The 22,867-nt window shown below is 57.0% G+C and carries 12 protein-coding genes and 2 tRNA genes; 5 read left to right on the forward strand and 9 right to left on the reverse strand.

Going from position 1 to position 22,867, the window contains the following annotated elements:
• Nucleotides 1–90: 90 nt before the first annotated feature.
• Nucleotides 91–312 carry a YgdI/YgdR family lipoprotein gene (locus ABRZ28_RS02395; protein WP_319603651.1) on the reverse strand — a complete coding sequence of 74 codons (222 nt, stop codon included), beginning with the start codon at nucleotides 310–312 and terminating at the stop codon, nucleotides 91–93.
• Between the two features lie 183 nt (nucleotides 313–495).
• Here ABRZ28_RS02395 and csdA point away from each other — a divergent pair, with 183 nt between their 5' ends.
• A complete protein-coding gene (csdA, locus tag ABRZ28_RS02400) occupies nucleotides 496–1,701 on the forward strand; it encodes a cysteine desulfurase CsdA (protein WP_330519397.1) in 1,206 nt (401 codons plus the stop codon).
• Nucleotides 1,702–1,712: 11 nt separating this feature from the next.
• On the forward strand, nucleotides 1,713–2,159 hold the full coding sequence (csdE, locus tag ABRZ28_RS02405; protein WP_319603653.1) for a cysteine desulfurase sulfur acceptor subunit CsdE: 447 nt from the start codon (nucleotides 1,713–1,715) through the stop codon (nucleotides 2,157–2,159).
• A gap of 37 nt (nucleotides 2,160–2,196) precedes the next feature.
• Here csdE and tcdA read toward each other — a convergent pair whose 3' ends face one another.
• The 3 genes from tcdA to mltA all read right to left on the reverse strand — a co-directional run bounded on the left by tcdA (nucleotide 2,197) and on the right by mltA (nucleotide 7,255).
• Nucleotides 2,197–3,027: a tRNA cyclic N6-threonylcarbamoyladenosine(37) synthase TcdA gene (gene tcdA / locus ABRZ28_RS02410; protein WP_319603654.1), complete on the reverse strand. Its 831-nt coding sequence runs from the start codon at nucleotides 3,025–3,027 to the stop codon at nucleotides 2,197–2,199.
• Between the two features lie 320 nt (nucleotides 3,028–3,347).
• Nucleotides 3,348–5,606, reverse strand: a complete 2,259-nt coding sequence (locus ABRZ28_RS02415; protein ID WP_330519398.1) for a molybdopterin guanine dinucleotide-containing S/N-oxide reductase — start codon at nucleotides 5,604–5,606, stop codon at nucleotides 3,348–3,350.
• Nucleotides 5,607–6,082: 476 nt separating this feature from the next.
• A complete protein-coding gene (gene mltA / locus ABRZ28_RS02420) occupies nucleotides 6,083–7,255 on the reverse strand; it encodes a murein transglycosylase A (RefSeq protein WP_319603706.1) in 1,173 nt (390 codons plus the stop codon).
• Between the two features lie 352 nt (nucleotides 7,256–7,607).
• On the opposite strand from mltA, the gene ABRZ28_RS02425 reads away from it, so the two are divergent.
• A tRNA-Met gene (locus tag ABRZ28_RS02425) sits at nucleotides 7,608–7,684 on the forward strand.
• Between the two features lie 53 nt (nucleotides 7,685–7,737).
• Nucleotides 7,738–7,814 (forward strand) — tRNA-Met (locus tag ABRZ28_RS02430).
• A 249-nt stretch (nucleotides 7,815–8,063) separates the two neighbouring features.
• On the opposite strand, the gene amiC is transcribed toward ABRZ28_RS02430, so the two are convergent.
• Entirely contained in the window at nucleotides 8,064–9,305 is a 1,242-nt protein-coding gene (gene amiC, locus ABRZ28_RS02435) for an N-acetylmuramoyl-L-alanine amidase AmiC (RefSeq protein ID WP_319603656.1), read from the reverse strand.
• 237 nt (nucleotides 9,306–9,542) lie between these two features.
• On the opposite strand from amiC, the gene argA reads away from it, so the two are divergent.
• On the forward strand, nucleotides 9,543–10,868 hold the full coding sequence (gene argA, locus ABRZ28_RS02440; RefSeq protein ID WP_319603657.1) for an amino-acid N-acetyltransferase: 1,326 nt from the start codon (nucleotides 9,543–9,545) through the stop codon (nucleotides 10,866–10,868).
• 102 nt (nucleotides 10,869–10,970) lie between these two features.
• Here argA and recD read toward each other — a convergent pair whose 3' ends face one another.
• The 4 genes from recD to recC all read right to left on the reverse strand — a co-directional run bounded on the left by recD (nucleotide 10,971) and on the right by recC (nucleotide 22,810).
• On the reverse strand, nucleotides 10,971–12,827 hold the full coding sequence (gene recD / locus ABRZ28_RS02445; protein WP_330519399.1) for an exodeoxyribonuclease V subunit alpha: 1,857 nt from the start codon (nucleotides 12,825–12,827) through the stop codon (nucleotides 10,971–10,973).
• Complete coding sequence (gene recB / locus ABRZ28_RS02450; protein ID WP_330519400.1) at nucleotides 12,820–16,368, reverse strand: exodeoxyribonuclease V subunit beta; 3,549 nt, start codon at nucleotides 16,366–16,368, stop codon at nucleotides 12,820–12,822. The genes recD and recB overlap by 8 nt, the downstream gene beginning before the upstream one ends.
• On the reverse strand, nucleotides 16,365–19,322 hold the full coding sequence (gene ptrA / locus ABRZ28_RS02455) for a pitrilysin (RefSeq protein WP_330519440.1): 2,958 nt from the start codon (nucleotides 19,320–19,322) through the stop codon (nucleotides 16,365–16,367). Before ptrA ends, recB begins: the two co-directional genes overlap by 4 nt.
• A gap of 98 nt (nucleotides 19,323–19,420) precedes the next feature.
• The gene (recC, locus tag ABRZ28_RS02460) at nucleotides 19,421–22,810 is read right to left on the reverse strand and encodes an exodeoxyribonuclease V subunit gamma (RefSeq protein ID WP_330519401.1); all 3,390 of its coding nucleotides are present in this window, start codon (nucleotides 22,808–22,810) and stop codon (nucleotides 19,421–19,423) included.
• Between the last annotated feature and the right edge of the window lie 57 nt (nucleotides 22,811–22,867).

Genomic DNA, 22,867 nt, shown 5'->3' on the forward strand with positions numbered 1-22,867 from the left:
TTTTTTAATTTTCTATACTTTATCTTGTCTTCCTGTATTTACTCTGGCACCGCAGCTGCGGTGCTTTTTTTTATCCCGATGCTGGTACGATTACTTCAGTTCGACCAATTCCTTCACATTATCACGGTTGATCTGCTGATGCTGACCATAAGCATCGGTATAACTGATCAAGCCTGTTTCGTCATCAACGCTAGGTTTACCCTCGGCAACGATAGTGCGCCCATCATTAGTATGCAGAACATAATTACTGGAACAGGCCGCCAGAGAGAACGCCATGACAATAGCTGCAAAAATAGAGATTTTATTCTTCATAGTTAACTCCCATTGAATGAAAACGCCTTATCTTTAACCATCTACATCAATAAATTCTAAAAATTAACAATTTTAAGCATAGTAAGATTTAGCTATTTTTCCAGAAAATCGCGCTAAGTATCGTCCTAAACTTGTTTCATGCATGAAAATGGGACAGGATCTGACGCCCAAAAGAGGATGATCATGACACCGTTCAACGCCACAACTTTCCGCCGGCAGTTTCCCGCGCTTGCACATCCAGGGGTATACCTTGACAGTGCGGCGACCGCATTAAAGCCTCAGACGGTCATTGATGCCGTTCAACAGTTTTATTGCGAGGAAAACGGCACGGTTCATCGTAGCCAGCACCGCGCCGCGCAGTGGTTGACGCGGCGTTTTGAGCATGCCCGGGAACAGGTCGCGACATTTATTCATGCTGATGACCCGCGCGCCGTCGTCTGGACCAAAGGGACGACGGAAGCCATTAACCTGGTCGCTCAGAGCTATGCCCGTCCGCGCCTGCATCCGGGCGATGAGATCGTGGTCAGTGAAGCGGAACATCATGCCAACCTGATCCCCTGGCTGATCGTGGCGGAACAAACCGGCGCACGCGTGGTGAAACTGCCCATCGGGGCCGATTTATTGCCTGATATCCGGCAACTTCCCGCTCTGCTGAACGCCAGGACGCGGATACTGGCTCTGGGACAGATGTCGAATGTTACCGGCGGCATCCCCGATCTGGCCGCCGCGATCCGGCTCGCGCATCAATATGGCGCGGTGGCGATGATCGACGGCGCGCAGGGCATGGCGCATTGTCCGCCCGACGTACAGGCGCTGGATATCGATTTCTATGCGTTCTCGGGACATAAGCTGTATGCGCCGACCGGTCTCGGCGTGCTATATGGAAAAACGGCGTTGCTGGAAAGCATGGCGCCGTGGCAGGGCGGCGGAAAAATGATGACACAGGTCTCCTTTGACGGCTTCACGCCACAGTCGATCCCTCACCGTTTTGAGGCCGGCACGCCGCATATCGCCGGGGTTATTGGTTTATCCGCCGCGCTGACGTGGCTCTCGCAACAATCCTGGCGGACGGCGGAACAATACAGCCAACAGTTGGCGCGACAGGCGGAAAGCCGGTTAGCCCGATTCCCCGGTTTTCGCAGCTTTCGCTGCGCTGATTCCAGCGTGCTCTCTTTCGAGTTTGCGGGACTGCACCACAGCGATCTGGTCACGCTGCTGGCTGAAAGCGGCATCGCGCTGCGAGCCGGACATCACTGCGCGCAACCCTTAATGGCCGCGCTCGGCGTCAGCGGCACGCTGCGCGCCTCGTTCGCCCCTTATAACAATGAGCAGGATATCGACGCCCTGATTGCCGCCGTTGACACGGCATTTGAATTACTGACGGACTAACGAAGACCACCATGACTGAAATGACAGCTACGGCCCATCCTTTCGGCCGCCAGATAAGCGCCGATGACCTGAAAACTCGTTTCGAGGCCTGTCGTTCATGGGAAGAACGTTATCGGCAACTGATTTTATTAGCCAAACAGCTTCCTTCCCTACCGGAGGCGTTCAAGACCGACGCGATTGCGCTGTCCGGCTGCGAAAATCGGGTCTGGCTGGGTTATCAACGTCAGGAAAACGGCACGCTGCACTTTTACGGCGACAGCGACGGGCGGATCGTGCGCGGATTGCTGGCGGTGTTGCTCACCGCGGCGGAAGGCAAAACAGCGGACGTCTTACTGCGCGAAGATCCGCTGGCGCTGTTCGATACGCTGGGGCTGCGCGCGCAGCTCAGCGCATCGCGCTCAAGCGGCTTAGCCGCGCTGGCCGCCGGAATACAGGCGATTGCGGCGCAGAGCGTCTGATCCCCGGACGATAAGGACGCCGTTGCCGCGCTGGCGGCTATTGCTCCGCCGGGTTTTCGCCACCCGCCTGACGCGCGGCTTTCGCCATCATCTTTTTCAGCGCGTGGGAGACGGCGACGAAGCCGAACGTCGCGGTGACCATGGTTGCGGCGCCGAAACCCGAAGCGCAGTCCATACGCTTTACGCCTTCCGCCGTACTGCGTGACGCGCATACCGAACCGTCAGGCTGCGGATAAACCAGCGGCTCGCTGGAAAACACGCAATCAATCCCCAGTTTCCCTTTACTGTTTTTCACCACGTTGAAGTCATGTTTCAGTCGTTCACGCAGTTTAGCCGCCAGCGGATCCTGAATGGTTTTCGCCAGATCGGCCACTTCAATCCGCGTAGGATCGATTTGTCCGCCCGCGCCGCCCGTCGTCACCACCGGAATTTTGTAACGCCGGCAGTAAGAGAGCAGCGCGGCTTTCGGCCGCACGCTGTCTATTGCGTCAATCACGTAACTGAAATTACGATCGAGTAATTCCGCCACGTTCTCAGCACTGATGAAATCATCCACGCAGGTGACTTTGCATTCCGGATTAATCGCCAGAATACGTTCCGCCATCACTTCCGTTTTCGCCTGTCCGGTGTGCTGACGCAGCGCATGAATCTGCCGGTTGGTATTACTGACGCACACATCATCCATATCGATCAGGGTGATCGCGCCGATGCCGGTACGGGCCAGCGCTTCCGCGGCCCATGAACCGACGCCGCCGATGCCAATCACACAGACATGCGCCGCGGAAAACAGCGCCAGCGCCTGCTGTCCATATAAACGCGCGGTTCCCCCGAAGCGCTGTAGATAGGCTTCGGATAATTGCGTACTCATTACAACCAACCTTTACATAAGAAAAATCAGGGATTAACGGCAATAGCTGAAATCAGCGCTACGCCCGGTATCAGCGCCCCCACCCCAACCCTCCCCTTCGCAGGGGAGGGAGAAAACCCGAAATTTTAATGCATTAGCGCCTCCCTTTGACAAGGGAGGCCGGGTGGAGGTTGCTGACGGCCAGGTTTCGAACTTTTTCATCAAACTCGCGCTCAACATCAGCGCACGACTAAAAAAACCGAGCCAATCATAAAGGATCCGCGCGTTTAATGACAAACTATCCGGCAACGTGAAAAGCCCGCGGCATGAGAGCGCATCCTTTAAACCGGCACGACCTCGACCAAACAGCTCATGGCATTCGGACCTTGCGTCAGCGAAGATGTCCCGATATCCAGCGTCAGCACGTTCGCATTGCCGGATTGCTCGACCGGGTGCCACGCTTTCTGCCCGAAGCCGGGGTCAAACCAGGCGCCGGTAGACATAATCACCACGCCGGGCATGACGCCATCGGTAATCTGAACGCCGGCCAGAATGCGGCCTCGCTCATTTCTGACCTCAACCTGGGAACGATCGTCAATCGCGCGGGCCGCCGCATCCTGCGGATGCATATAGAGCGTTTCCCTGCCCGCGGTCTTATTGGCTTCGACCTGCGGCGTCGTCGCCAGCTGGCTATGCAGCCGATCCGCCGGCTGGATGGAAATAAAGTGCAGCGGCCAGCTCTGCGTGGCGGGCGCGCCCAGCCATTCGACCGGCGGCCGCCATTCGGGATGCGGGGCGAAATCGGGGGCGTCATAACCCGCGATGGTGGCGCTGAACAGTTCTATTTTACCGCTTGGCGTTTGCAGCGCATGCTGCTGCGGGTCGCGGCGGAAATCCTCAAAGAACACGAACGGCTTGTCATCTGTCGGGATCTCAACATGGCCTTGTCGCCAGAATTCGTCGAATGACGGCCAGGATTGCCCGGCTTCCTTCTGCCCTGCGCGACAATCGTCATAGAGCGTGGTCAGCCACTCGCGCTCGCTGCGGTTTTGCGTGAAATCGCCCCAATAACCGAGCCGTTCCGCCAGTTCGCTGAAAATGTCAAAATCATGGCGCGCCTGATGCTGAGGCGCAATCGCCTGATGCATGGCGAAAAGAAAGCGATCGCGAGAAGAACCGCCGATATCGTTGCGCTCGAGCGTCGTGGTCACCGGCAGCACGATATCGGCCATCTGCGCCGCCGGCGTCCAGACGATATCCTGCACAATCACCGTATCGGGCTTGCTCCACCCTTCCACCAGCCGATTCAACTGCTGGTGATGATGGAAAGGATTGCCGCCGGCCCAGTGAATCAAATGCACATCCGGATAGGTATGCGTTTCTCCCTGAAAGCGATATTCCTGACCGGGATTAAGCAACATATCGGCGATACGCGCGACAGGGATCGCCCGACCGGCATTGGCGCAGGAAGGCGACTTCGGCGCGGGCGTGGCGATACGTTCATTGCCGACGCTGTTCATTGAACCATGACCAAACGAGAACCCGCCGCCCGGCAAGCCAACCTGTCCCAGCATCGACGACAGGGCAATCATCATCCAGTAAGGCTGTTCGCCGCGGTGCGCGCGCTGTACGGAGTAGGAACAGGTGATAAAGCTGCGCACGCCGATCAACTGCTTCGCCAGTCGCTCAATGCGCTCGGCCGGGATGCCGGTGATAGCGCTGGCCCAGGCCGGCGTTTTCGCCGTGCCGTCGCTGCGGCCGCTAAGATAATCCGTCAGTTGTTCATAACCGACGCAGTAGCGTTGCACAAAGTCCTTGTCATCCGCGCCCAGACGTTGAATTTCGTATCCCAGCGCCAGCATCAGGGCGACATCGGTATTCGGACGGATAGGGATCCACTCCGCATTGACGAATGCCGGACAGTCGTCGCGCATCGGGCTGATATTAATTACCGGGATCCCCTTCGCCACCAGGGTTTCCAGCGCCGGTTTCAGCGTATGATGCCCGGCGCCGCCGGAAGCCACCTGCGCATTTTTCAGCGCCAGTCCGCCAAACGCGAGGAAAATATCGCAATGCTCGGCGACGCTGCGCCACTCCGTCACCTTGCCGGTCAGCGGATGGAAGGTGCCGATCACATACGGCAGAAAAAACTGCGCCGCGCCCCAGCTGTAGTTACCCTGCTGATCCACCGCGCCGCCGCCGGCAAAGTAGAAACGGCGCACCTGAGAACGCGCATGATGAAAACGCCCGGCGGAAGACCAGCCATAAGAACCGGCGAATAGCCCGTCGGCGCCATAACGTTCGCGAACGCGGCGGTTCTCTTCCGCCACCAGATCCAGCGCGACATCCCAGTCGACCTCAATAAAATCCTCTTTGCCGCGCAGCGACCCATCGCTTTTTTCACGCTTTTGCAGCCACGAGCGGCGTACGGCGGGCCGCCGGATCCGGCGTTCCGAATAGACCAGCGGCACAATGGAATCAAGCATGGCGGAGGGGGCGGGATCGTCCGCAAATGGCTCGCAGCGAATCAATTTCCCATCTTCAACAACGGCGGTAAACGCTCCCCAGTGAGCCAGGTGTGGATAACGCTTAATCGACATGACGACCTCATGAATAATGAGCAGGATATATAATAGCCTGAACTATACCCAATCAGGGAAACAGTGAATAGTTTTATATAAACAGTCATAAATCAGCTAACAAAAGTTAATTATCGGCAATAAATTAATGACCGACGCAAATAACCATAATAAACATAATGAAATAGATAAAAGAATGCGCGTCGCGGCAACGCGGCTTACGTCAGTAAGCGCGCAAGGCCAGCGCGCCTGCGGTCTGAAGCCTTATACGGCGCGTAAATAGCATCGCCTGATATATTCGTTCGCCGGGCAAAAAAATATCCCTGTAAATAGCAGGTTCTTTTTGATTTGATATAACATACAGGGTGATGAAAACGAGCCGGTTGCGCCGGATGAAATAACGGCGCGGCGGAAAATCTATTTTCGCCAAGCGATTAAAAAAAGAAACGGCGCTGACCCGCAGAGCAATTTTCCCGCCGCGGGTCAGAAAAGATATGTTAATTCTGCGAATTGCCGACCAATAGCGATCCCGAACTATTGCTGCTAGTTAACGGGCCTGCCTGAGAAGCGCTGAACAAGGTTCCATTACTTTGGTTATTTTTCAAGACCCATACTCGGCCATAATGGTTATAGAAACCCGCCGCATGGCCGGCCTCATGACCGATGCCCTGATAAATATCGAAGTGCTGCCCTTTAATTGCGCCGCCGACATCCAACGCCACCATCAAACGCATTTCATACTTGCCGGTGAACTTCCCGTCATTATCCAATAAGGGAACCTCGGCCAGCAGCGCCGTTCCGGCCGGGATCAGCGAACGGTCGGAAGCTACGGACGCCTTGGCGACCAACGGCACCGCACTCGCCCCTTTCACCGGCGAGGTCATCATCGGTTTGAAAAATACAAAGGAGGGATTTTGTTCCAGCAGTTCGCGAACCTCATATTCCGAGTGCTGTTCGGCCCATTGACGAATAGCCTGCATGGACATATCTTCACGCGCCACTTCGCCGCGGTCGATCAGCACTTTGCCGATACTGCGATAGGCGTGGCCATTTTTACCGGCATAACCGTAAAACGTCAGCGGGCGGCCATCGCCGAAATCAATATAGGCGCTGCCCTGTACTTCCATCATGAAGTTATCCACCAGCGAATTAGTCCAGGCGAGGACTAAATCATCGTTCAGCGCGCCGGCGTAAATGGATGCCCGATCCGGCAGCCGACGGTTTTTCTTGCCGCGGGCCGGCATGGCATACAGCGGGTAGCGAAATTCCCCCTGACGGGTATAGCGGGCTTGCAGAACCGGCGTATAGTAGCCGGTGAACTGCACGTTGCCGAAGTTGTCCACGCCTTCCATTTGCCAGGCGCTCAGGCCAAACTTGCCCAGCTCGCGGGTATCGGCGCCCGACAGCATCCAGTTCTGTATCGCCTGAAAGGTACTATTGTTGCTGGTATACAGATTGGGCGAGGCATTCCTGATTTCAGTAACCTGATCGGCAAAGTCTCTGGCATTGACGGGTTTGCCGGTTGCATTCGGCTCATTCACCAGTTCCAAAGGCTGATTGAGGTGTCCATCTTTATACTGCTGTCCACGATCGGTGGGTCTGGACTGACATCCGGCAAGAATGGCAATCACCACGCCGGTCAGCAAATATTTTCCCCAACATCCTCTCATCTTTTTTGCACTCTCTTTTGACATCGACGGATCCACCGCCGAACGATAACAAACACCTATAGAGAAAGAAACGACGTCCGATAAAAAAGGATAGCAGGAACGGGAACGTCAGGCGGTGAAAATGGCTAGCCTGGTTTATCGACGGGCTGAAGGCGCCGGCCGCATTTTTTAACGCCACCCAGCGACGGCTCACGGGAAGGCAGGCAGTGGCGCCCGCCGGCAAAAAACCGGCCGGCATGTTTAAAAAACGCCCCATCCGGCGGTAAATTCAGCAACCACTCGGTTTATCTCATATTTTTTGCAAAAAGGGGTTGCATGGAAGCTCATGGAGAGTATAGTGCGCATCCACGGACGCGGGGTGGAGCAGCCTGGTAGCTCGTCGGGCTCATAACCCGAAGGTCGTCGGTTCAAATCCGGCCCCCGCAACCAATTGATGTGAGTAGACCATCAAAAAGAAGAAAGAAGTACGAGATCAAGACGGACGCGGGGTGGAGCAGCCCGGTAGCTCGTCGGGCTCATAACCCGAAGGTCGTCAGTTCAAATCTGGCCCCCGCAACCAATTGATTATCGAAAACTAAGCACCCTTAACGGGTGTTTTTTTTGCCTGGCGATCGCCTATCGGGCCGTCGCTGACGCGACGTCAAAAAACTCGCCCGGAAACCTGAGGTTGATGACAAAGCGCGTCGAGCGGTGAGCATGGATAGGTTTGTCAACAGTCTGAAACTTTTGCCTTTCTGACGCTTCCACTGGCGCATGCGTCATTTATACCGCATCGCGTTCGGCGACATCCCCCGTAGTCGATATCACGCTAGCGCCTTGTCTGACTGGCGAAATAGGCTTTGATCCCATCCAGAATCGATTGGGCTATCTGTTGTTGAAACTGGCTGGTGCGCAATTTGCGTTCTTCTTCCAGATTACTGATAAATGCCGTTTCCACCAGAACGGATGGAATATCCGGCGCTTTGAGCACGGCAAACCCAGCCTGGTCGACGCTATTTTTATGCAGCCGGTTCACCTTGCCCAGGCGGGTTAATATTTCCTTACCGAACTTCAGGCTATCATTGATGGTCAGGGTCTGAACCAGGTCAAACATGGTGTGGTCCAGATAACGATCGCCGCTCATGCTCACCCCGCCGATTAAGTCCGATTCGTTCTGCGTCTGCGCCAGAAATCTCGCGGCGGTGCTGGTCGCCCCTTTCTTAGACAGCGCAAATACCGACGACCCCCGCGCGGCGCGGTTGGTAAACGCGTCCGCATGAATGGAGATAAACAGGTCGGCTCGCTGCTTACGCGCTTTGGCGACCCGCACGCGTAATGGAATAAACACGTCTTCATTGCGCGTCATATACGCTTTCATATTCGGTTCGCGCTCGATCAAGGTACGTAAACGACGGGCAATTTGCAGCACGATATCTTTTTCGCGGGTTTTATTTTTGCCGATGGCGCCGGGATCCTCGCCGCCGTGGCCGGGATCCAGCATAATGACCAGCGGGCGATCGCGCCCGGCCTTCCCTGCCTGCGGCGCCTCTGCCGGCAACGTCCGCTCCAGATCGCCCTTGTTGTAATCTTCCAACAGCGCCAGCAGCGGATCTTCTTCGTTGTCATAGCGCCCCGGCAGCGGGTAAAGATCCATCACCAGACGATGCCTGAACCCGGCGACCGGACTCAGCGTAAAAATTTTGGCATCAACGCCTTGTTTTAACTCCAGCACCAACCGCACGGTATTTTTATCAAACTGACCGATTCTGGCGTTCTTAACCAACGGATCGTTTTCGTGAAACTGGCTGGAAATCGTCTTCAGGACGCTATTAAGATGAATATTTTCAATATCCACCACAATCCGGTCCGGATTGCCGAGCGTGAACTGCTTATATTTAAGCGGCTGACTGGATTCCAGCGTTACCCGGGTATAGGAAGACGAAGGCCAAACGCGCACGGCAATCACCTGCGCGACAGCGGCCATGCCGACGCCGCTCACACTTAATAGCCAGGTTGCCGCGGCGCTTTGCAGCAGGCGCCGCCGAGTCAGATTGTGATTCGAATGAGACATGCAACTCCAGTCTGATTACAGTGCCAGGGCCAAATGCGGAAAGCATAAATAGTGAAATTGCCGAAAACTTTAACTAATCTCTACTCTGGTGTCATGCAAAAATAATTTTCCCGCATTGTCCCCGGTGTCTCGCAAATGACGACGACATGAAATTTGCGCATGACTTACCCCTTGCCTTTTATCTCACAAAGAATAAAAATACAAAAATTACGAATAAAAATTCAATTAGGAGTCGCAGTGAAGGAGCGTAGTACAGAACTGGTCGAGGGCTTTCGCCACACGGTTCCCTATATCAATACCCACCGTGGCAAAACCTTTGTCATCATGCTGGGTGGTGAAGCCATCGAACATGAAAACTTTACCAATATTATCAACGACATCGGACTACTACACAGCCTGGGAATCAAGCTGGTGGTGGTTTATGGCGCCCGTCCTCAGATCGACAGCAATCTGACAACGCACCACTACGAGCCGCTTTATCATAAAAATATCCGCATCACGGACAGTACGACGTTGGAACTGGTTAAACAGGCCGCCGGGATGTTGCAACTGGACATTACCGCCCGCCTGTCCATGAGCCTGAATAACACGCCGTTGCAAGGCGCGCACATTAACGTCGTCAGCGGAAACTTTATCATCGCTCAGCCGCTCGGCGTGGATGATGGCGTCGACTACTGCCACAGCGGGCGTATTCGCCGTATTGATGAAGATGCCCTGCACCGCCAGTTGGACAATGACGCGATTGTCCTGCTCGGACCGGTAGCGGTTTCCGTCACCGGGGAGAGTTTTAATCTGACTTCCGAGGAAGTCGCCACCCAGTTGGCGATCAAACTGAAAGCGGAAAAAATGATCGGCTTCTGCTCTTCGCAAGGCGTGACCAATGAAGAAGGCAAGATTGTTTCCGAGTTATTCCCGGATGAAGCGCAGCAGCGTATCGAAGCCCTGGAGAAGGAAGGCGATTACCAGTCCGGCACCGTCAGGTTCCTGCGCGGCGCGGTCAAGGCCTGCCGCAGCGGCGTACGTCGCAGCCATCTGATCAGCTATCAGGTCGATGGCGCCTTGCTGCAAGAACTGTTCTCCCGCGACGGCATCGGCACGCAGATCGTGATGGAAAGCGCCGAACAGGTACGTCGGGCCACGATTAACGACATCGGCGGCATTCTGGAGCTGATTCGTCCGCTGGAACAACAAGGCATTCTGGTCAGACGTTCGCGCGAACAGTTGGAAATGGAGATCGATAAGTTCACCGTCGTCGTACGCGATAACCTGACCATTGCCTGCGCCGCGCTCTACCCGTTCCCGGAAGAGAGCATCGGTGAAATGGCCTGCGTAGCGGTACACCCTGACTATCGCAGCTCTTCACGCGGCGATATGTTGCTACAGCGCATCGCCGCGCAAGCGCGTCTGCAAGGGCTGAAAAAGCTTTTTGTCCTCACTACTCACAGTATTCACTGGTTCCAGGAGCGCGGATTTTTGCTGGCTGAAGTAAAAATGCTGCCGAGAAAAAAACAGGAACTGTACAACTACCAGCGCCGTTCTAAAATTCTGGTGCTGGATCTCTGATGTCCATCACCCGGCCCCGTAACAGTCGTCATGCTGCTACGGGGTCGAGACCGCACGCCATTCCCCTCGCGCACGCCATGTTTTTACGCCGGACTATCGCTTTTATTTTGGCGACGTCAGCGCCATGATGCGCTCAACCAGCCCGCTATGCCGCTGCGTCGGCGTTTTCACCGCCCGGCACAAAATTTTCGTATCCGCATACAGCGACAAACGCCGACGGGCGCGGGTGATGGCGGTATAAACCAGTTCCCGCGTTAATACCGGCAGATATTGGTTCGGCAATACCAGCGCGGTATGCTCGAATTCCGACCCTTGCGATTTATGAACCGTCATGGCGTAGGCCGTCTCGTGCGGAGGCAGGCGACTCGGCGCCACCGCTTTGGTTTTACCATCGGGAAGCTGGAAGTAAACCCGCAGATCGCCCTGGTCATTCATCATGGCGATGCCGATATCGCCGTTAAATAATCCCAGCAGCGCGTCATTACGCTCGATCATCACCGGCCGGCCGATATACCAGCGATTAATCGGGTTACGGCTGCGCTGGATCAGCCCGGCTTTATGCAACGCCAGTTCAATGCGTTGGTTGAGTCCCGACACGCCGAACGGCCCTTCTCGCAGCGCGCACAGCTGACGATAGCGTTGGAAAGCCAGCAGAACCGCTTCCGGCGCGGCGTCGGCGGCAATCAGCCGTAAATAATGCCGGTAGCCGGCGACGCACTGCGCCATCATCTGCTGGTAATCCTCCGTCGCCGCCAGCGGGGCACAGGTGATATCCGTAAATGCGCCGTTCAATACCGCCAGCACCCGTCTATCGTCGCCATTATTCACCGCCAGCGCCAATTGCCCGATGCCGGAATGTTGGTCAAAACGGTAGCTCTTGCGCAGCAAACAAATGCTGTCGCCGACGGTGAGATTTTCATGCCCGTCATCGTCAAGCCGACAGCCCGTCAGCCGCTGTAGCTGTTGCGCTCTTGTCCGACTGTAGCCCGACTCGGCAAAGCGGCAGATATCCCCCAGCACCGCCCCCGCCTCTACCGAAGCCAACTGATCGCGATCGCCCAGAAAGATAACCCTGGCCTGCTCGGGCAGCGCGGCGATCAGGTTCGCCATCATCGGCAGATCGACCATCGACGCTTCATCCACCACCAGTACGTCAAGGTGCAGCGGATTCCCCTGATGATGGCGCAAGCGCTGGCTGTCGGGTACCGCGCCCAGCAAGCGGTGCAGCGTGGTCGCCTCGTGGGGAAAACAGTCGCGATGCGCCTGGCTCAGCGCGAGGCGGCTTAACGCCGTCCCCAGCGACTCCGTCAAGCGCGCGGCCGCTTTCCCGGTCGGCGCGGCCAGTTGGATACGTAACGTCGTCCCCGCGTTAAGCTGAATCAACGCGGCCAGTAGTCTGGCGACCGTGGTGGTTTTCCCGGTTCCCGGCCCGCCGGAAATAATGGCGATACGTCGGGTCAGCGCGACGGCGGCGGCGATCTTCTGCCAGTCAATTTCGCCGCCGACCGGCGGAAACAGGCCATCAAGCACGGCGCGAATATGTTGCTCGTCGACCCCGGGGTCGTGATATTCATCGGCGATAAACCGCGCGATCCGCCCTTCGCTCTGCCAGTTGCGCTGCAAATAGAGATTATGCCGCTGCAACACCAGCGGCGTAGGGCTATCGCCGCCGCCGACCGCCGGGGAAGCCAGCAAACTCCGTCGCCAACCGGCGACGTCCAGGCTGCCGGCCGCCTCCCATACCGACTGCGCCAATTCGCGATCGCGGCCGTCGAACAACCGCGCAGGCTGTAAAGCTTCCAGCGGCAAACAAACATGCCCGGCGCCGGACTGCGCGCTTAAACAAGCCGCGGCCAGCAGCAATTGAGGATTGCCGTCCTCCGCCAACATTCTGGCGAACTGAATATCCAGCGGGCGCAAAAGCCGGCGCTGCAACGCCGTTTCGAGTAGCTCAATCATGGCTGGCATCCTGTGTCGGCTCGCCGGCGAACAACCGATCCAATCCGGTGATAAAGGCCGCCGGCGGCCGGAAATAAAACACCCCGTTGCCGGGCGCGTTTTCATCCACGCCGCGTAGAAACAGATAAAATACGCCGCCGAAATGGCGTTCATATTCATAATCGGCAATGCGATGGCGCAAATAGCGGTGCAACGCCAGACTATAAAGCTGATACTGCAAATCGTAACGATGCTCCGCCATGGCTTGCGTCATGGCGGATTGCGTGTAGGCGCCGGCATCGGCGCCCAGCCAGTTGGATTTGTAGTCCAGCAGGTAATAGCGCCCTGCCCGGCAGAACACCAGATCGATAAAGCCCTTCAGCATACCTTTGACCTGTTGAAATGATAACGGCGGACACTGGGCCGACAAAGGATCATAGCGTTTCGCCAGCCGATCAAGCTGAGCCGCCTGCATCGGCGCCTGGATCGGCAGGTAAAACTGGAGTTCCGCTTGCTTATGCCGAGAGTCCAGCGCGGACAGGGTTATCCCGTCCTCGTTAAGCGGCGTCGTCAGCACCGCATTCATCCACTGCCGCAGCGCCGGCAGCCAGACATCTTCCAGTCCTTGCGCGCGCAACTGGTCGGCCAGCCAGCTTTCATCGACCGGCCGGGTGAAATCCAGCGTCTCGAACAGGCTATGTAAAAATGTTCCTGGCGTTGCGCCGCGCGGGAAAGTATGCGGCGTAAACTGCGTTTCCGGCTCTTCCTGACGCTCGCCCATCGCCTCGATATCCAGACGCGGTATCAACTCCTGGACGGCGGAAGAGCCGTGTTGCTGCAACCCGGAATAGCTGGTCACCCGCCAGCCATCGCGCAGCGTTCGTTCGCTGCGGCGCGCCAGCAATTCGGCTTTATCCGGCTCGTTGGGCCGCCAGGCAAGCGTATCGCCGGGCCGTACCGGCGTTAATACCACGCCATCGCCGGTCATCTCTTCCAGCTCGGCGATCAACGTCGCCGCATCCGCGGCCTCTCCGCGCTGGAGCAAATATCCCAGCGCGCTCTGATGCATATCGCTATTGGCCGCTTTCTTGCGCGAGCGCTGTAGCGGCGCCACGCCGACGCTACAGTGATAGATGGAACGGGTCAGCGCCACATACAGCAAACGCAGATCTTCCGCCAGACGCTCTTCCTCCGCCAGCGTTTGGCTCTCGTCGCTGTTATCCAGATCCAGTAAGGCCTGATAGGTGCTTCTGTCGTGATAAATGCCCTGCGTCTGCTCGCGGAAATTACTGATGAACGGCAGCCAAACCAGCGGATACTCCAACCCTTTGGATTTATGGATAGTGACGATCTGTACCAGATGGCGGTCGCTTTCCAGACGAAGCTGCTGATTATCCGCCTGCGGGTTTGGCTGCGTGATCTGTTGCGACAGCCAGCGCACCAGCGCGTGCTCGCTATCCAGCGCCGAGGACGCGTCCTGCAATAATTCGCCGATATGCAGAATATCCGTCAAACGGCGCTCGCCGTCGGCGCTGGCCAGCAGATTCTCCGCCAGTTGGCGGCGGCTCATCAACGCGCGCAACATCGGGAGCACCCCGCGCTGTTGCCAAAGCGTCCGGTAGCCGACGAACTCATCAACCAGCGCATCCCATACGGCTTCGCTGCGGCTTAACGCATCCAGCGCCGGCGCATCCAATCCCATCAGGGCGGTCGCCATGGCGCTGCGCAACGTTCTTTCCTGCTCCGGCGTCAGCACCGCCTGTAGCAGCCACAGGATGTCGCGGGCCTCCGGCGTGGTGAAAACGCTGTCGCGGTTGGAAAGATAAACCGACGGGATCGACAAACTGCCGAGCGCGTCGCGGATCAGCGCGGCTTCATGACGGCTGCGCACCAGAATGCTCATATCCGACGCCTGCACCGGACGCCGCGTCTTTCCATCTTCCAGCCAGGCCTCGCCGCGCTGACTGGCCGCCAGCCAGTCCCTGATTTGCGCGGCGCATTGCCGGGCCATGAGTTGCTGATAGTCGCCCACGCCGATAGCGTCGTCGCCCGTCAGCCAGAGTTGCAGCGCGGGCTGGGCTTCCCCCGCGATCTTAAAAGCCAGATCGCGTTTCGGCTCCGCCGGGGAAACGGCAAGAAAAGGAATATCCTTAAAGATAAACGGGCTCTCAAGACGCTGAAATAAACGGTTAACCCCATGCACCATCTGGTGCGATGAGCGCCAGTTGGTATCCAGCGTATAATGGGCGCTCACCTCGGCGCGCGCGCGCATATAGGTGAAAATATCGGCGCCGCGAAATGCGTAGATCGCCTGCTTCGGATCGCCTATCAGCAGCAGACCGCATTGCGGCTGCCCAACGTATAGCGTGCGGAAAATTCGGTACTGCTGAGGATCGGTATCCTGAAACTCGTCGATCATCGCCACCGGATAACGTTCCCGAATGGCGGAGGCCAATAATTCTCCCCCCGGCTGCCGCAACGCTTCATCCAACCGGCTCAGCAAATCATCAAACCCCATCTCCGCCCGCTGGCGCTTTTCCTCGCGCACCGAGCGGCGAATTTCGCTCAGCGCCCGCACAATCACCAGATCGCGCAGGGAAAGAGAGGCGTTGAGCAACCTATCGGTCGCCGCAAACACCGGGTGTAGCGGCGCCTCCCCCTTTTTGGTTTTTTCGATCAGCGTCTGCTGGCTAAATCTTTCCAGCTCTTTAGGCAACTGATAATCCTGCGTGGGTTGCTGCGCCCACAGCGTGACTTTTTGCAGCCAGTTAGGCAGATGCTTACTGCTGTAGCTACGCTTGTCCACGCCGGAATCGTTAATCAGCGCCGCCAAATCCGCCGAAGCGGCCAGCCACTGCCGCTTAAACGCATCAATCGTCGCGACGATTTTCTCATGGCGGCTCAGCAGGGTTTCATCATCCTGCGGCGTCGTGCGCAACACCGGCGTTTCACCGTGCAGATAAGGCAGTAGGTCGGCCAGCAAAGATTCCGGCCCGCTCCACGCCTGCCCGACGACGCGCGCCACATCCACCGGCAAGGGGTAGCAATAACGACGCCAGAAATCAGCGCAGGCCTGACGCCGCAACGGCTGTTCATCTTCGATCAGCGCCTGTTCAAACAAAACGCCGGACTCAAAGGCGTTGGTGCTTAACATGCGCTGACAAAAACCATGAATGGTGTAGATCGCGGCCTCGTCCATTTGCCGTTCAGCGGCCAGCAACACATCCGCCGCATCGGCGAGATCCGCGATTTCAACCAGCAGCGTGCTCAGCAACGGATCCTGACTTTCCCCGCGAATACAGGCGATACGCAGAGAATGGATCTTTTCACGGATACGTTCCCGCAATTCTTCGGTGGCGGCCTCGGTGAAGGTGACCACCAGAATTTCCTCGACCAGCAACGACCGGGGATAAGCCGACTCGCCCCCCAACCCCAGCAGCAGTCGTAAATAGAGCGCGGCCAGCGTGTAGGTTTTCCCGGTTCCGGCCGACGCCTCAATCAGCCGCTCGCCAAGCAGCGGCAACGTCAGGACGTTTAGCGATTGCGGCGCGGCAGGCTTCATTTTTCTCCACCCATACTGGCTGAATTCGCGCTATTCAGGGAAGAGCCGCCGGTGGACGTGGCGGCGGCCATCGACGGCGCTTTTTGCAACGGCAGCGTTTTTTGCAGCGAAGACGCATCAGGATAAGTTCGCCACCCCTGCGGCGCGGCATATTCCGCCTTGCCGTGGCGGCTGCCGGAGATTTGCGATAACACCGCCAACCCTTCAGGTTTCAACGCCTGATGGAAGAAATCGGCCAGTTGCTCCACCGTTAACGCTTTGGTTTCGGCGATGATCTTCTCGCGCGTATCAAACGCGAAGTTCTCCCGGTTCAGGTCGTTGCGCAAACGGCTGACTTCCTCATTTAGCGTTTGCGGACGCTGATTCAGCTCATTAATCATGCCTTGCTTGTACTGGGCGAACTCTTCCGCGCTCATCGCGCGCAGTCGTTTCTCTGCTTTCTGATAGAAATCCTGATAACGCTGGTACAAATAAGCCGGCTGTTTGCTGTTGCTTTGCAACAGGAAGCCAATCCCCCATTGCCGTCCGACGGACATCGGGAAAGCAAACACCGCATAGCCGAGTTGCTCTTCGGTCCTCAGTTGGTTATAGAACCAGGGCTGAATAATCTGCCCCAGCATTGAGCTGTAGGCCATGCTTTGCGCTTCGCCATATCCGGTCGGAATATAGACCGCCGCCAGCGCAGAGTCGGTGCTGCTCCCCGGTTTTTGCAAGTCGGCCCGCTGCGGCTGACTGACGTTTACCTCGTCGCTGCGCCAAAAATCGTCCCCGTCGCACTGCAAGCGGGCTTTTAAGGTTTGCGCCAGTTCAATCACTTTTTCCGGCAGTAAATTACCCACCACCAGTATTTCCGGCGTGGCTTTTTGCAGCAATAAATTTCGATAATCAATAACGTCTTGCAAACGGATATCTTTTAGCAGACGGCGACGTTCGGCGCGTTCCGTGTAAGGCACCTGCGACAGCGCCTGTATCGGCTGAATGGCCTGTTCAAACGCTTTCGCTTTTTCTACCGAATCCAACTGTTGCAGATACCAGGATTTCGCCTGTTGCAACTGATCTTCCGTCGGTGAAAAAGAGGCATAGCCATCCACCAGCGCCAGCAACAGTTGAGGCAGCCGCTGCGTGTAGCCATTGGCGTTGATCGCCAAACCGTCATGGCTATTGGTTGAGAAACTGATGCCGCCGATTGACGCCTGATAGCTCAGTTCATCCAACGCCAGGCCGGCCAGATAGTCATTGAGCGCGAACAAGACCTGGTTGCGGGCGGTGCTTCGGGCCGCGCTGTTGCGCAAAAGCACGGTGATTTCCGCCCTGGGTTCATCGGCAAAATAGCGGCTGGGCATATACAACACGCGTAAGCCCGGCTGTTGCAGCAACATTTTCGGAGACGTGATGCGGGTATCCGCCTTGATCAGGGAAAAATCATCGGGGATATAAGGATTTATTGCGGGCAACGTCAGTGAAATCTTCTGCCCCAGATGTCGCCACCGGGCAAAAGTCTCCGCAGGGATGCTGTCGACTTGATAAGGCGCATCGACAAAATAAGCGACTTTATTGTGCGGTTCATTCGGGCTGATTAACCAAATACGGGCATTCTGCGGCGTCATGTAATCCAGCCGCTCGGCTATCGCCGCCGCATCGTATCGATCGGCCAGATACATGGCGTCCAGCGTATGCTCTACCGGCACCCGCAGCATGGTATCCACCAGCCATTCAATATAATCCATGTCGCGGCTAATGGAGGGATAGCGAAAATCCAGATCCAACACGCGCGCGATCTCATCAAAATAGCGCGGCTGAATACCCTCGCGGCGTATCTGTTGCAGATAATTGAATATTGCCGCGATCACTTCGTCGCGCCGCGCCAGGCCTTTGTCCGTCAGGGAGGCGGAAATCGAAAACACGCCGCCGTTGCGATCGATAACCGGATCCGCGCCGGCGCCGATGGACTCGACCAACCCTTCCTTCTGTAGCCAGTCGGATAAGGTGTTCTGGCTGCGGTTACCGATCAGATAACTGATATAGGTATCCGTTTTACTGCGGAACGCCTGACTGTTGTTATCGACGCGGAACTCAATGCGCAACTGTTTGCGCGGCTGCGCCGGAACATAGTGGATCATGATGCCGCGCTGTTGTTGCGTGGTCGCCGGGACGGCGATCGGCGCGACTTCGGCATCATGATTGGCGATGCGGCCAAAGGTTTGCGCCGCCAGTTTCGCCAGCGACGGCAACGGCTGATTACTGTAAATCACGCCTTTCATCAGATTGGCCGAGTAATAGCGCTGATAAAACTTCACCAGCTCATCATGCAGCTTGCTGCCGGGCTTATCGCTCAGGGTTTCCAGGTTGCCGCCGGAAAAACGCGAGCTGGGATGCGCGGGATTCAGCGTCTCCGCGCCGATCTGCGCCATCCGATGACCGTCGCTGGAACGCGCCATCGTCAATTCCGCATTCACCGCATGCCGTTCGCGATCGGCGTTGGCCGGGTCGAGCAGGGGTTCGGCAATCGCATCGGCCAGACGATCGACCGCCGGTTGCAGCGCATCGTTTTCCACTTCCAGATAAAACGCCGTGCGGTAGGAAGCCGTACTGGCATTGTGGCTGCCGCCGTGTTTTTTCAGGAATTCGGCCAGGGCTTCCGGCTGCGGATAGCGTTTGGAACCCATCAAAACCATATGTTCAAGATAATGCGCCAGCCCCAACTGGCTATCCGGATCCTCCAGCGAACCGACCGGCAACGCCAGCGACGCCAGCGACTTGGTCGCCTGCGGATCGGAAACCAACAGGACGGTCATCCCGTTGTCCAGCTTTATCGCCTGATACTGACGAGGATCTTTCTCACTCTTACGAATGGTTTGAGCCAGAGGCTGCCAACCGCTCTCGGCCCAACTTAACGGCAGCCAGAAAGTGAATAAAAAAAACAATCCGGTAATCCAGACAAACTGCTTGCGCATGTAATTCTCCATAGCCTTCACGTCACTCACTCAATATCACCTTTATTTTTCAAGCGGCTGATATGTCAGGCTTCCTCTTGAAATCTATCGGGTATGAATCAAACCAGATTAGAACGGATTGGCGGCAGTAACCAGATTTGCGCCGCGGCAATAATTTCGTCCATGCGTTTGGCATCCAATTCACGGATAATCCGCTGTAGGTAGTAATCCTCGCCCTCGCCGATCACCCCCATATTACCTTGCCAGGCCTGTAGCAGCCTGGCGCGCGCCTTGGCTTGCGCGTCGTCGTCCCATTGAATGCCGCCGCTTTCCCGGTCATAGCATTGGGATAACCACGCGCTGCCCGACTTATTGAGCAGCAGCAGCGGTTTATTCATCCCTTGCTGATAGCCAGACAGCATCAGTTGCAGAGACTCCCGCGCCTGTTCAACGGGCATGGCGGCAAAACGCCAGGCGGTGTTGTCGCGACCGAACATCCGGCTGTCGCCCTGACCGCCGGCCAGACAATAGACCAGATGTTCCAGCCACAGCGTCATGCCGTCCGTCATCGACAGTTTGCCAGGACGCCAGCGCAGCAAACCGTCATGCTGCACCTGAGCCAGCCAACCGCTGACGCGAACGCCGTCAAGCTGGATATCCACCTCCAGACTGCCGGCTTTCCCCGGCGCCAGCTCTTCGCGGATACGCTCGGCCAGCGCCGACATCTCCTGCTGCTGCGCCTGCCAGTATAGTTCGCCGAATGAGCCGTACGGCAGCCCGCCCGCCGCGCGGACCCGCCGGTATAATCGCTCCGGCTCGCCCTGCTCTATCAGGGTATTGAGCAGCTCGGCGTTCAGTTGATAACGGCTCAGGTTATCCACGATAAACGGCTCTTCATCAAGCAGTTCGTCATTTTGCAGCATGAAGCTGACGCCCAGACGCAGTTGGAAAAACGCCCGCACGGGATGGCGATAGAAGCGTTTCAGATCGTCCAGGCTGACGTCGAGATAACGCTCCTCAGGCAGTTCCCGATCGAATTCGGGTTGCGATTGCCCCTGTCGATTCGCCGCCGCCAGCCACTCGGCGGCAAAACTTTGCGGCCGAGGCGGAAGAAAGTTGCGTTCATCGAACGGCATGCGGCTATGTTCGTGGCATAGATGGCGGGCGACGCGCGCCGCGCTGGTGTCGATATCGCAGTCCCGGTCCGCCGGCAGAGCATGACTTTGCGCAATGTATTCAACCAGTTCACTGACCAATACGGAAGGATAACGACGGGTATTATCCTGTATCGAACGTCCGATATAGCTGATATAGAGCTTGTGCTGCGCCGAAAGCAGCGCCTCCAGAAACAGATAGCGATCGTCGTCCCGTCGGCTGCGATCGCCGCGCTGAATTTTCCGCCCCATCAGATCGAACCCTAGCGGCGGTAACGTCCGCGGATATACGCCGTCGTTCATGCCCAGCAGACACACGACCTTGAACGGAATGGAACGCATCGGCATCAGGGTACAAAAATTGATGGCGCCGGCCAGGAAACGCTGGCTCAGCCGTTCCTGATCGAGCCTGTGGGAAAGCTCATCGCGCAGCAGCGAAACCGGCACAAGATGCGGATAACCGGCGTCGCCGCCGGTGCTGATAACCTGTTGCCACTGTTTTTCGATCAGCGCCAGCGCGGCTTCGGTATCGCTGTCCGCCGCAAAGAAGGTATCAATCAATTGACGGCACAACGGCAGCCAGTCGGTCAGGGTGCGGGATTGCCGCAAACGGTGCCGCCATTGATTAAGCTGCATCAGCAATTCGGCCAGTTGACCGGCCAGCTCGGCGACCAAACCGCTGGATTCGTCATAGGGCAGCACGCCCCGCCAGTCGCCGGCATGGCTGTCCATGGCGTAGCCCAGCAGCATGCGCGTCAGGCCGAAACGCCAGGTATGCTGTCCGGTCGCCGGCAGCATCAATTCCCGCACGTTGTCATCATCCAGTCCCCAGCGAATGCCGGACTCCACCACCCACAGCCGTAAGCGCCGCAGTCCTTCTTCCTGAATGCCGAAACGCGCGGCCAGCGCCGGCACCTCCAGCAAAGCCAGTACCTGCTCGGCGGTAAATCGACTATTGGGTAAATCGAGCAGGCTGATGACCGCCTGTAATGCCGGATGGGCGTGTCGCGCCCGCCGATCGGAAATGGCGAAAGGCAGATAGCGGTCTTCGGCGGCATTGCCGAACACCGCCTGAATAAAGGGCGTATAGCTGTCGATATCCGCCATCATGACGATAATATCGCGCGGCGTGAGATCCGGGTTATCGGCCATCATCGCCAGCAATTGGTCGTGCAGCACCTCAACTTCACGCTGCGGACTGTGACAGGCATGCAAATCAATGGAGCGATCGTCGGGCGCCAGCAGGCGCTTTTGGCCGCTGGTTTCCAAAGAATCCTTGCTGAACGCCACCGCGCAATGATCCTCCAACTCCAGGATATCGCGCTGTATTCTTTGCAACAGATTACCCTTGTCCAGTTCGACGAACGCATCCACTTCCCGCACATCATCAAGTTCCGCAAGCAGATAAAGGTGATCGCGGCCTAACTTGCCCCAGGACGCCAGCAGCGGGTTATTCACCTGTTGCCGCCCTTCCGGGTCAAACAGAGAATCGGCCTGCTGCGGATCGCGAAACAGCGGCCGATAATCCTCCGCTTGCGCGTTATCCCGGCAGTGCAGCCGACGCCGGCGGGTTTTCAGCCTGGCTAAAAATTTATAATCCTGAATGTCGCTCCAGTAATCGCGGCACGGGTTGGTAAACAGCAGATGCACGTCAATATGCCGCGCCAGCGCCCGCAAGGCCTGCAAATACACCGGCGGTAAGGCGGAAATCCCGCAGATAAACATCCGCGGCGGCAATCCCGGCGGACAGCTCGTCGCCTGATCCAGCTTTTTGATAAAACGCTGAAGCAAATTAGCATGATGCCACTCCGGCTGCCCCAGCTCGCGGGTATAGTTCAGCAGCGCGCGCCAGCAGGCCGACTGCCAGGGTTGATTGCCCCCCAGACCGTCGACCTGCCGCCCCTGCCGCCACTCTTCAATCCATTTTGGACGATAGATCAGATATTGATCGAAAAGATCGGCGATGCGCCCGGCAAGCTGGTGCAGTTTACGCTGGTCGTCATCATCCTGTAGATAGTGGCTCAGCGCGGCGAACTCCGGCTGCTGTAGCTGCTCCGGCAACAGATGCATCAATTTCCAGGTCATGGCGTCTTTGCTGAAAGCGCTTTCCTTTGGGATATCGGGCAGTACAAGGCGGCACATCTCCCACAGAAAAACGCCCGGCAGCGGAAAATGGATATTGGCGGCAATGCCGAAATGTTCAGCCAGCTCAATTTGCAGCCACTGCGCCATGCCAGGGCTTTGCACCAACACCACTTCCTGCTGAAAGGGATCTTCCAGCGGCTGACGTTTAATCAGCTCGACCATCAGCAGTTTTAAGATATCAAGCTGATTTGAATGATAAACCGTGAACATTCTGGCTCCTGTCTTGCTGATTCTTTATCCCCTCGGCCGGCTGAGCGCGGCTTTCCA

The organism is Brenneria sp. g21c3, assembly GCF_040240345.1.
Lineage (GTDB): Bacteria > Pseudomonadota > Gammaproteobacteria > Enterobacterales > Enterobacteriaceae > Brenneria.